The sequence below is a fragment of the Rathayibacter sp. AY2B9 genome, assembly GCF_002931595.1.
In the GTDB taxonomy this organism is placed as follows: Bacteria; Actinomycetota; Actinomycetes; order Actinomycetales; family Microbacteriaceae; genus Rathayibacter.
On the sequence record NZ_PSUB01000004.1, the window covers coordinates 205,235 to 215,718 of the forward strand.

Below are 10,484 nucleotides of genomic sequence, written 5' to 3' on the forward strand. Positions count from 1 at the left end.
TCCTCCGATCTCCCTCCTGAAAGGCGATAATGCAGCACCTGACCGACCGCATCCTCTTCGGCGCGGCCTACTACCACGAGTACCAGCCCACGTCCCGGCTGGGCATCCGCGATCTGGCCGAGGACCTCCGTCTGATGAAGGACGCGGGCTTCACCGTCATCCGCGTCGGCGAGTCGGTCTGGTCGACGTGGGAGCCCGAGAACGGGCGCTTCGACCTCGACTGGCTGCAGCCGGTGCTCGACGGCGCGCACGAGCACGGGATCGCGGTGGTCCTCGGGACTCCGACGTACGCCGTCCCGATGTGGCTCGCCCGGCAGTACCCCGAGATCAATGTCGAGCGCACCACCGGCCGTCGGACGGGCTGGGGCGCACGGCAGGAGATCGACTACTCCCATCCCGCGTTCCTCTTCCACGCCGAGCGCGTCATCCGGAGGATCGTGGAGCGCTACGCCGCGCACCCGGCGGTCATCGGCTTCCAGGTCGACAACGAGCCGGGCAACGAGATCTTCTTCAACCGGCAGGTGTTCGAGCGCTTCATCGACCATCTCCGCGCGCGGTACGGGACCGTCGAGGCGATCAACGACGAGTGGGGGCTGACCTACTGGTCGCACCGGCTGTCGACGTGGTCCGACCTGTGGACGCCGGACGCGAACCTGCAGCCGCAGTACGACCTCGCCTGGCGGCGGTTCCAGGCCTCCCTCACCACCGGGTTCATCGGCTGGCAGGCCGAGATCGTTCGCGGGATCGCCCGCGACGACCAGTTCGTCACCACATGCATCTCGTACGAGCGGAGGACAGCGCAGGACGAGGAGATCGTGCGCCGGCTCGACGTGACCGCCGGCAATCCCTACTACCGGATGCAGGACGGGCTCGAGCTCCCGGACGCGCGCCCGTTCGACCAGCACTGGACGACGTCCGGCACGTGGTCGCTCTACGCGACGGCGGACCGGATGTACGGCTCGAAGCAGGCGCCGTTCCTGGTGACCGAGACCGACGCACAGGCGATCGGCATGCCGTGGTCCAACGAGCCGGGCTTCGACGGGCAGTGGCGTCAGGCCGCCTGGGCTCTCGTCTCCCGCGGCGCCACCATGATCGAGTACTGGCACTGGCACACGCTCCACCACGGAGCCGAGACGTACTGGGGCGGGATCCTCCCCCACTCGCAGGAGCCGGGCCGCGTCTACGAGCAGATCGCCGCGCTGGGAGCCGACTTCGCCGCCGCCGGCGACCGCGTCACCGAGCTGACCCCCGACTCCGACGTGTCGATCCTGTTCTCGAACGAGAGCAAGTGGGCTCTGGAGGAGTACCCCGCGTTCAGCGACTCCGCGCGCGGGACCGGGGCGGCCCGGGCCGCGCCGGTCGCGTCGACCCGCTCGTTCCAGACGGCGGTGGACGCCTTCGCCCGCGGCGCCTTCGACGCGGGCCTCCAGTCCCGCATCGTCCACCCCTCGCAGCTCACCGCCGTCTCCCCCGCCGACTGGGCTGCGGAGAACCCCGTCCTGGTCGCCGCGGCCTTCACGATCGCCGACGACGCGCAGCTGCAGTGGCTGGAGGCGTACGCCGCGGCCGGCGGCCACCTCGTCGTGGGCGTCCGCACCGGCTACGAGGACGAGGAGGCGCGCGCCCGGCTGCAGCGCAAGCCCGCCTTCCTCGACGCAGCGGCCGGCGTCCACTACGACGAGTTCGCGAACCTCGCCGTTCCGCTGCCGGTGACGGCGGAGAGCGGCTTCGAGCTGGCCGACGGTGCGACTGCCACGCTCTGGGCCGACGGGCTGCAGGTGGACGACGCCGAGGTGCTGGTGCGCTACGTGCATCCCCACTACGGCCGCTTCCCCGCGGTGACGACGCGGCAGCACGGATCCGGACGGGTGACGTACGTGGGGACGGTGCCGGACCTCGCACTCGCCCGGGCGCTGATGGGATGGGCGGCGGGCGTGACCGCACCGGACGGCCCGGCGGCGGGCCCCTGGCGCCGCGGCTCCGAGTCGCAGACGGTGACGAGTGCGACGAACCGCCACGGCGAGCGCCTCCGCTTCGTGCACAACTGGTCGTGGGAGCCGTCGGTCCTCACGCTGCCGGCTGCCGCGACGGACGTGCTCTCGGGCGAGGAGCTGGAGGCCGGCACCGAACTGCGGCTCGGTCCGTGGGACGTGCGGGTGCTCGCCTCGGCCGACTGAGCCCGGCCCCGCGAGGTCCAGCCGCCCGCGAGTGTCCGATGGTCGTCGCACTCGCGCTCGAGTGCGACGACTTCTGGACACTCGGTGCGAGGGCGGGCGCCGAGGGTCGCGGGAGGCGGGCGCGGCACTCGCGCAGCGGCCCTCCGGGTGCAGGATGAGCGCATGCCCGCCTCCCCCGCGCACCCCCTCCGCGTGCGGATGCAGCCGCGCGCGATCGACGAGGCGCACCGCGTCTCGAGTCCGCTCGAGCTGCTCGTCGACCTGACCTTCGTCGTCGCGATCGCGCAGATCGCCCAGCAGCTCGCCCACGCGACCGAGGAGGGGCACCTCGCCGAGGGGCTCCTCCCCTTCGGCATGGTGTTCTTCGCGATCTGGTGGGCGTGGATGAACTTCACCTGGTTCGCCTCCGGGTACGACACCGACGACGTGCCGTACCGGCTGCTGACGCTCGCCCAGATGGGCGGCGTCCTGGTGCTCGCGGCGGGAGTGCCGGCCGGCTTCGAGGAGGGCGACTACCGGGCGATCACCATCGGCTACGCGATCATGCGGTTCGCGCTGGTGAGCCAGTGGATCCGCGTCGCCGTGTCCACTCCGGAGCACCGCACCTCCGCCGTGCGCAACGCCGTCGGCTTCTCGATCGTGCAGGTCGGCTGGCTGCTGCGGCTGCTCCTGCCCGAGGAGGTCGGGGTGGTGAGCTTCCTGCTCCTGGTCGCCTGCGAGCTGGCCGTGCCCCTCTGGGCGCAGCGGGCGGGCGACGCGAACTGGCATCCGCACCACGTCGCCGAGCGGTACGGGCTGTTCACGATCATCCTGCTCGGCGAGGGCGTCCTCGCGGCGGTGATGGGCGTGCAGCGGGCGGTGACGGAGGCGGGCGTCAGCACCTCGCTCGTGCTGGTCGCGGCCTGCGGGCTGGTGATCGTGTTCGCGCTGTGGTGGCTGTCGTTCTCGCATCCCTCCGGCGAGCTGCTGGAGCGGCGGCGCGGCCTCTCCTACCGCTGGGGCTACGCGCACTTCGCGGCGTTCGCGGCCCTCGCGGCGCTGGGATCCGGGCTGGAGGCGGCCGTCGCCGCGACCGCGGGCCACCTCGAAGCGTCCGACACGGTGATCGGCGCGGCCGTCGCGGTCCCGGTCGCGGTCTTCGTCCTGACCCTGTGGGCGGTGCACGCGCCGCTCGGCGAGCACCAGCCGATGCCCGCGCGCCTGGCGCTCCCCGGTGTCGCGCTGGCGCTCGCGACTCCGCTCGTGGCGGGGACGCTCGGCGTGGGCGGGGTGCTGGTCGCGCTGGCCGCGGTCTCGGCGGGGCTGGTCGCCGCGGTGGTCGGGCGCGGGCGCACCGCGGAGTGACGGGGTCGGCGGGCGAGGCGTGTCGCCGTCGCGAGAGGCGCGTCCGGCGCCTCGAGACACCGCCCTCGTCGGCGAGACGCCGGCCTGGCGGCGGTGTCCCGGCGGGAGCGGAACGCCTCGGCGAGCGCACCGCGGCAGCGGCTACCCCCGGCGCGGCAGCGGCTCCGGGCGGCGGGGCACCCAGCAGCGGACGCGCGAGCGGTAGCGCTCGAAGTCGGCTCCGAAGCGGGCGGCGAGGTCCGCCTCCTCCAGCGGGCGCACGGCCTGGTTCCAGACGACGGCGCCGAGGAGCGCGTACAGCACGACCAGCCACGACGAGAGCAGCAGCCCGACCGCCGCTCCCTGCACGATGCCGGCGACCGCCATCGGGTTGCGGACCCAGCGGTAGGGGCCGGCGATCACCAGCCGGTTGGTCATCGCGATCGGCAGCGGCGTGCCGTCGCCGAGGAGCGACATCGTGAGCCCCGACCAGATCCCGAGCGCGCTCGCCGCGACCAGCAGCAGGACGCCGACGCCGACGACCGCGGGCGGCGCCGCACCGAGGCCCACGCCCCAGCGCGACTCCAGCGCGGCGATCACCAGCGGGACGACGACCAGCGCGCCTCCCCAGAACACCGCGATCTGCCCAAGGGTCGCGGCGAGGTGCGATCCGGGTCGGCGGCCCGCGGTCGCGACCCGGAAGGAGAAGGGACCGGAGGCGATCCAGCGCGTGGGCACCCGGCCGAGCAGGAGCAGGCACGCCGCGACGACGGAGCCGCCCGCCGCGGCGAGCATCGCGACGACGCCCCAGCCCGCCTCCCCCGTCAGGGTGGCCCAGACGGCCAGGGCGACCGCGACGAGGAGCGTCCAGGCCGTCGCGGTGACGGCCGCCCAGCGGATGCCCGTGGCGGCCAGAGCGGAGGCGCCGACGAACAGCGGGAGGTCGAGTGCCGCGACAGGGACGGGATCGAGGCTGCCGAGCGTCGCGATCCGCACCGCGGGGACGAGCGCCACGGCGACCCACCAGGCCGCGCCGCCGAGGGCCTGCACGGCGAAGTAGAGGCGTCCCCAGGGCATGGCTGCACGGTACTTCATAGCTGAACCCAAGGAACGACCCAGGGCGTTGACGGGCTCAGCGCCCTAGGCTCGGAACCAGTTCCCGCCGCCTCCACGAGAAGCGGTCCACCACGACGCCAAGGACGACGCCGATGAACCGCACGACCGTGATCACCGCACTCGCCTGCGGGCTCCTCCTCACCGCCGCCGCAGCCACTCCCGCTGTCGCCGCGACCTCGGACACCGCCGGGGACTCCACCCGCTCCGTCGACGAGTTCGGCGTTCTCGCCGCGACCGACGGCGACACGCTGCTGATCAACGGGCGCGCCTTCCTCCTCGAGTAGGCCCTCTCCGCCGCGCGCGGTCGCGAGGACGCCACTCGCGACGCCGGCCTCCTGCTCCGCCACTGCGTCGACGTCGACGTCACTTCGGCCGTCGTCCCGTCGGCCGTCATCGAGACCGCCGACGCCGACCGTGTCGACATGCTGTCCGTGCTCCCGCCGGCGGTCGCCGAGACCGCCGCCCCCCGCCCGCCGAAGTCCGCGCCCCGATGGCCGGCGGGCGAAGCCGCGACGCGGGCGACCCCGGATCGTCATCCACCCCCACTAGGGTGACGCTACTCATGCCCGGTCCTCCGGCCGTGGACCGGATCCGACACGGATCCCGCGAGGGGTGCCGCCCGGCAGTCGTCTCGCCCGTTCGCGGACCGCCCTCCCCGGGAAGGCTCCGCCTCCCCGCGGCTGGAGTCAGCATGGAGTCCCCCTTCCCGCTCGCGCACCGGCGATCCGGCACCACCGTCGGACTGCTGTCGACCTTCCCGCCCACGCGGTGCGGGCTCGCGACCTTCACCGAGGCCCTCGGCGGAGCACTGGCCGACGACCACGGCGCCGGCATCCGCACCGTCCGCGTGATGGACGAGCTCGCGGTGCCCGGATCGACGCCCGGCACGAGCATCGTGGCCGAGCTCGTCGCGGGCGACCCGGCGAGCACCGCCCGCGCGGCCGCCGAGCTCGACTCCTGCGACGTCGCGATCATCCAGCACGAGTACGGCATCTACGGCGGACCCGACGGCGACGAGGTGATCGCGCTGATGGAGCGGCTCGCCGTGCCCGTGATCGTGGTCCTGCACACGGTGCTGGAGACGCCCACCCCCTCGCAGCGCCTCGTGCTGGAGCGGGTCGCCTCCCTCGCCGAAGCGGTCGTGGTGATGACGGCCGTCGCGGCCGAGATCCTCGAGCGCCGGTACGACGTGGACGCCTCGCGCGTCGTCGTCATCGCGCACGGCGTCCCCGTCTGGAACGCGGCCGCCCGCTCCGCCGCCGCCGCGGATCCGCAGATCATCACCTGGGGCCTGATCGGCCCGGGCAAGGGCATCGAGTGGGGGATCCGCGCGATGGCCGACCTGCGCGACGCCGGCGTCTCCGCCCACTACACCGTCTACGGGCAGACGCACCCCAAGGTCGTCGCGCACGCCGGCGAGGCCTACCGGGAGTCGCTGGCCGACCTGATCGCCGAGCTGCGGCTCGAGGACCGGGTCGTGCTCGACGGCCGCTACCTCGATCCCTCCCAGCTCGCGGCGGCGGTCGCCGAGGCCGACGCCGTCCTGCTGCCCTACGACTCCCGCAACCAGGTCACCTCCGGAGTGCTCGTCGAGGCGCTGGCCGCCGGACGGCGCGTCGTCGCGACGGAGTTCCCCCACGCTCTCGAGCTGCTCGGGAACGGCCGCGGCCGCACGGTCGCGCACGAGGACCCCGCCGCTATGGCCGCTGCACTGCGCGAGGTGCTCGCCGACTCCGCCCCCGCAGCCGCTCCGGCCGCCCTCTCCTGGCCCGCGGCCGCCGGCCTCTACCTCGATCTCGTCGAGCGCCTCCGCATCGAGCACGCGGCGTGACCGCGGGGCCCGCCCTCGCGACGGCACTCCCCTACGAGCACCTCGACGCCCTCACCGACGAGCGCGGGCTGCACGAGCACGCGCTGCTCGACGCCCCCCGGCCCGAGCACGGCTACTGCGTCGACGACGTCTCGCGGGCCCTGATCGTGGTGGCGCAGGAGCCGGAGCAGACGTTCCGGACCCGTCGCCTCACGGAGCAGTACCTCCGCTTCCTCGAGGCGGCCGCCGAGCCGGACGGCACCGTGCACAACCGGCTGTCTCCCGACGGCGAGTGGGCCGACGCCTCCTCGCTCGGCGACTGGTGGGGCCGCAGCGTCTGGGCGGCCGGGGTGGTGGCCGCGCACGCCGAGCTGCCGCTGACCCGCCGCCGCGCGATGCGGCTCTTCCTCCACCTCGCGGAGGAGCGCTCGCCGGACCTGCGCGCCATGACGTTCGCGGTGCTCGGCGCGGTCGAGGTCGTCGCCGTCCGCCCGCACTCGCTGGTCGCGGTCCAGCTGCTGCACGACGCCGCGCCGATGCTCCTCTCCTGCACGGACCAGGCCTGGCCCTGGCCGGAGGCGCGCCTGCGCTACGCCAACGGCTGCGTCCCCGAGGCGCTCCTGGCGGCCGGCGAGGCGCTGCAGGATCCGCCGCTGCTCGCGCGCGGGTTCGCCGCCCTCGCCTTCCTGCTGGGCCTCGAATCGCGCGACGGCCGCCTCTCGGTGACGGGCGTGGCCGGCCACGGGCCGGACGAGCTCGGAGTGCTCTTCGACCAGCAGCCGATCGAGGTCGCCGCCATCGCCGCCGCGTGCGCCCGCGCCCTGACGCTCGACGAGGATCCGCTCTGGCGCGAGGGTCTCGCCTCCTGCTGGGCCTGGTTCCACGGGGTCAACGACTCCGCGACCGTGATGGTCGATCCGCTCTCCGGCGCCGGGTACGACGGGCTGGAGCCGCAGGGGCGCAACGAGAACCGGGGCGCGGAGTCGACGATCGCCGCCCTGCACACCTCGCTCGTCGTGCGGCGGGCCGGCCTGCAGCCGACGCGGCCGAGCGTCCCGGCGGCCCCCGCGGTCGTCGCCGCCCGATGACCGCAGGACCCGGGGACCCGGCGGCCGGGCTGCGGATCGCGATGCTCGCGCCGATCGCATGGCGCACGCCGCCGCGCCACTACGGGCCGTGGGAGCAGGTCGCGAGCCTCCTGACCGAGGGGCTGGTCCGCCGAGGAGCCGACGTGACGCTCTTCGCGACCGGCGACTCCGTCACGACGGCCGCGCTCGAGTCGGTCGCTCCGACGGGCTACGCCGAGTCGGGCCGCGACGGCCGCGTCTGGGAGGCGCTGCACATCGCGGCGGTCCTCGACCGTGCCGGCGAGTTCGACCTGGTGCACAACCACCTCGACTGGCTGCCGCTCGCCCTCGCGGCGCAGTGGCCCGTGCCACTCGTGACGACGGTGCACGGCTTCTCGGGGCCCGAGATCCTGCCCGCCTACCGCGAGGCGCTGCGGCACCCGCGCACCGCGCACCTGGTGTCGATCTCGGACAGCGACCGCTCCCCCGAGCTCGACTACACGGCGACGGTGCACCACGGGATCGACGTGGACGGCTTCCCCGCGGGATCCGGAGGAGAGGATCTCGTGATCCTCGGCCGGATCCACCCCGACAAGGGCACGGCGGAGGCGGTCCGGATCGCCTCCGCGGCCGGGCGCCGACTCCTCCTCTGCGGCATCGTGCAGGACGAGCGCTACTGGCACGAGGAGGTCGAGCCGCTCGTCGACGGGACGCGCGTCGTCTACCGCGGCTCGGTCGGGCCGGAGGAGCGCGCCCTCGTGCTCGGCGGAGCGCTCGCGCTCCTGCATCCGATCGGCTTCGACGAGCCGTTCGGCCTCTCCATCGTCGAGGCGGTGGCGTGCGGGACGCCGGTGATCGCGTACCGCCGCGGATCCATGGCCGAGATCATCGACGAGGGCGTCACCGGGTTCGCGGTGGGCTCCCTGTCGGAGGCGGTCGCCGCGGTCGAGCGGGCCGGGCTCCTCGATCGGGCGGCCGTGCGGGCGACTGCTCGCCGCCGCTTCGCGGTGGATCGGATGGTCGACGAGTACCTGGCGGTGTACGCGGGAGTGCTGGGGCGCTGAGGCGGGCGGGGTGCGCGGCGTCGTGACGGGGACCGGGCGTGTGCCGGGCTCGCGTGGTTCCGCTGACGCCGGGAGTCCTGCCCCGCGCTGACAGCTTTTCTCGCGTGGATCCCGGGACCGCCGTAACGAGTGACGGAGCAATCCTTCGTGAGCCGACAGTCATCTTCCGCCCGCGCCGTGGCCCGCTTCTCCTCCGATCCGAGCACATGGTGGGATGAGCATCATGTGTTCCCAGAGGAGCGCGATCGAACCGACAGGAGCCGACTATGGACGACGACATTCAGCTGATCGAGGACGCTGACGGCATAGCCGTGATCGGAGAGCCTTCGGCTGTGGACCGATTTCTGCATTCGGAGGGTCTCGAATCGAAGGACCTTGGACTCGAGCGCCTCCGACCGGCAGCCGGCGCGGCGGCGGGCGTAGTGCAGGCAGCGGCCGCGATCTCGGCCGGTTCCGGTCGATGGGTGAAACTGACCGAGCAATCCGCCACTGCGCTGCGGAAGCACGGCCACATGGTGAACTCCAAGAGCGGACTCGCGATGGGTGTCGTGCAGGGCAAGGACGGCCGGATCAAGAGCATCGTCCAGTTCGCGCAGACCGGCCCCGGGGCGCTCCTGACCAACCCGGCAGCGATGTCGAGCGTGGCGGGGATGATGGCGCAAGCTTCCATGCAGCAGTCGATCGACGAGATAAACGACTATCTCGCGACGATCGACGAGAAGGTGGACGATCTTCTCCGCAACCAGAAGGACGCCGTACTGGCCGACATGACCGGCGTCGACCTCGTGATCGAGGAGGCGATGACCATTCGCGAGCGGACTCGTCGGGTGTCCGAGGTCACGTGGTCCAAAGTGCAGTCGACCACTTTGACCCTCGCACGCACTCAGGCCTACGCCCTGCGACAGCTCGACGCCCTGGCCGAGAAGCTCGAGCGGACGACGAAACTGGGAGACATCGCGAAGGCGACCCGGGAGGCCGAGCCGAAGGTCCGCGAGTGGCTCGCCGTGCTCGCCCGATGCATACAGCTGCAGGAATCGACCGCGATTCTCGAGATCGATCGAGTCCTGGATTCGGCTGCGGACGATCTCGATGAGCACCGCATCGGCCTGCAGACTGCTCGGAAGAACCGGCTCGACACGATCGCTCGCAGCACGGAGCGCCTGATCGCTCGTATGGACTCGGCTGCGGGCAGTGCAAATGCGCGAGTTCTGTTGAATCCGCTCGGCGCCCGTGCTGTTGTCGAATCGAGCGACCGCCTCGCGAGCGGTGTGGTCGACTTCCACCTCCACGTCGGCCTTGAACGTCTCCGCGACTCGATGAAGGCCAGGGGCTGGTTCGCCGCTGTGGCCGACGCCCGCGACAAGGTCCTCGAGACGGGCGCTGAAGGATTCGATGCAGCCCGTCGCTTCGGCGACGAGGCGGTGACTCGTGGCCGAGCAGCGACAGACGACCTCTCCATCCGCCTCGCAGAAGGCGCCTTGCGTCGTCGCGCGAATGGATCGCAGGGCGAAGACGATGCGGCTCAGACCGCGCCTTTCGACGCGCCGTCGCGAAGGAGCGACCCAGCCGAGCGGGACGAGTGACCACGGATGGGGGCTACCCCGCTCGACCCGGTCGTCCTAGGGGTGACAGGCGAGCGGGGTCGACGTCGTCGTGTCGAGACCATCTCGCGTCACCGCGTCGAGCCGGTGCGGATCGATGTCACGAGGCCGCCGGGCGAGATGCTCGCTCAGCTGGCCCGCATCGGGCGAGCGGCTGTCTGGCGGGCACGAAGCGAAACTTCTTCCGCGCTCTGACCGAGGTACCCCGTCACCGGGCTGGTCTCTCCATCGATCGACGGCGTGCTCGTCGCCTCCGTCGACCGCTACAGCGCCACGAACCGCTCGGCCCGCACCGTGTTCACCAGCAGCACCCTCAGCGCCGGCGA

At 72.8% G+C, this 10,484-nt stretch carries 8 protein-coding genes; 7 read left to right on the plus strand and 1 reads right to left on the minus strand.

Annotated elements, in window-relative coordinates:
- Window positions 1-29: 29 nt before the first annotated feature.
- Together C5C25_RS06260 and C5C25_RS06265 are read left to right on the plus strand one after the other, a co-directional pair.
- Window positions 30-2,177: a beta-galactosidase gene (locus C5C25_RS06260; RefSeq protein ID WP_104250087.1), complete on the plus strand. Its 2,148-nt coding sequence runs from the start codon at window positions 30-32 to the stop codon at window positions 2,175-2,177.
- Window positions 2,178-2,339: 162 nt separating this feature from the next.
- Window positions 2,340-3,521 carry a low temperature requirement protein A gene (locus tag C5C25_RS06265; protein ID WP_219814384.1) on the plus strand — a complete coding sequence of 394 codons (1,182 nt, stop codon included), beginning with the start codon at window positions 2,340-2,342 and terminating at the stop codon, window positions 3,519-3,521.
- A gap of 141 nt (window positions 3,522-3,662) precedes the next feature.
- Here the strand turns inward: C5C25_RS06265 and C5C25_RS06270 are convergent, their stop codons facing one another.
- On the minus strand, window positions 3,663-4,577 hold the full coding sequence (locus tag C5C25_RS06270) for an isoprenylcysteine carboxylmethyltransferase family protein (RefSeq protein ID WP_104250088.1): 915 nt from the start codon (window positions 4,575-4,577) through the stop codon (window positions 3,663-3,665).
- A gap of 131 nt (window positions 4,578-4,708) precedes the next feature.
- Here C5C25_RS06270 and C5C25_RS06275 point away from each other — a divergent pair, with 131 nt between their 5' ends.
- The 5 genes from C5C25_RS06275 (at window position 4,709) to C5C25_RS06295 (ending at window position 10,140) form a co-directional block, all read left to right on the plus strand.
- On the plus strand, window positions 4,709-4,900 hold the full coding sequence (locus tag C5C25_RS06275; protein WP_104223384.1) for a hypothetical protein: 192 nt from the start codon (window positions 4,709-4,711) through the stop codon (window positions 4,898-4,900).
- 407 nt (window positions 4,901-5,307) lie between these two features.
- Window positions 5,308-6,447, plus strand: a complete 1,140-nt coding sequence (locus tag C5C25_RS06280) for a glycosyltransferase (RefSeq protein WP_104250089.1) — start codon at window positions 5,308-5,310, stop codon at window positions 6,445-6,447.
- Window positions 6,444-7,514, plus strand: a complete 1,071-nt coding sequence (locus tag C5C25_RS06285; RefSeq protein WP_181133648.1) for a glycosyltransferase — start codon at window positions 6,444-6,446, stop codon at window positions 7,512-7,514. The genes C5C25_RS06280 and C5C25_RS06285 overlap by 4 nt, the downstream gene beginning before the upstream one ends.
- Complete coding sequence (locus tag C5C25_RS06290; RefSeq protein ID WP_258069352.1) at window positions 7,511-8,557, plus strand: glycosyltransferase family 4 protein; 1,047 nt, start codon at window positions 7,511-7,513, stop codon at window positions 8,555-8,557. Before C5C25_RS06285 ends, C5C25_RS06290 begins: the two co-directional genes overlap by 4 nt.
- Before the next feature lie 266 nt (window positions 8,558-8,823).
- Complete coding sequence (locus tag C5C25_RS06295; protein WP_219814385.1) at window positions 8,824-10,140, plus strand: hypothetical protein; 1,317 nt, start codon at window positions 8,824-8,826, stop codon at window positions 10,138-10,140.
- Window positions 10,141-10,484 lie beyond the last annotated feature (344 nt).

Excerpts from the sequence above, each read along its gene's own strand:
- C5C25_RS06290 (WP_258069352.1), top strand. The coding sequence starts at position 7,511 with ATGACCGCAGGACCCGGGGACCCGGCGGCCGGGCTGCGGATCGCGATG.
- C5C25_RS06270 (WP_104250088.1), bottom strand. The coding sequence starts at position 4,577 with ATGCCCTGGGGACGCCTCTACTTCGCCGTGCAGGCCCTCGGCGGCGCG.
- C5C25_RS06265 (WP_219814384.1), top strand. The coding sequence starts at position 2,340 with ATGCCCGCCTCCCCCGCGCACCCCCTCCGCGTGCGGATGCAGCCGCGC.
- C5C25_RS06280 (WP_104250089.1), top strand. The coding sequence starts at position 5,308 with ATGGAGTCCCCCTTCCCGCTCGCGCACCGGCGATCCGGCACCACCGTC.
- C5C25_RS06275 (WP_104223384.1), top strand. The coding sequence starts at position 4,709 with ATGAACCGCACGACCGTGATCACCGCACTCGCCTGCGGGCTCCTCCTC.
- C5C25_RS06295 (WP_219814385.1), top strand. The coding sequence starts at position 8,824 with ATGGACGACGACATTCAGCTGATCGAGGACGCTGACGGCATAGCCGTG.
- C5C25_RS06260 (WP_104250087.1), top strand. The coding sequence starts at position 30 with ATGCAGCACCTGACCGACCGCATCCTCTTCGGCGCGGCCTACTACCAC.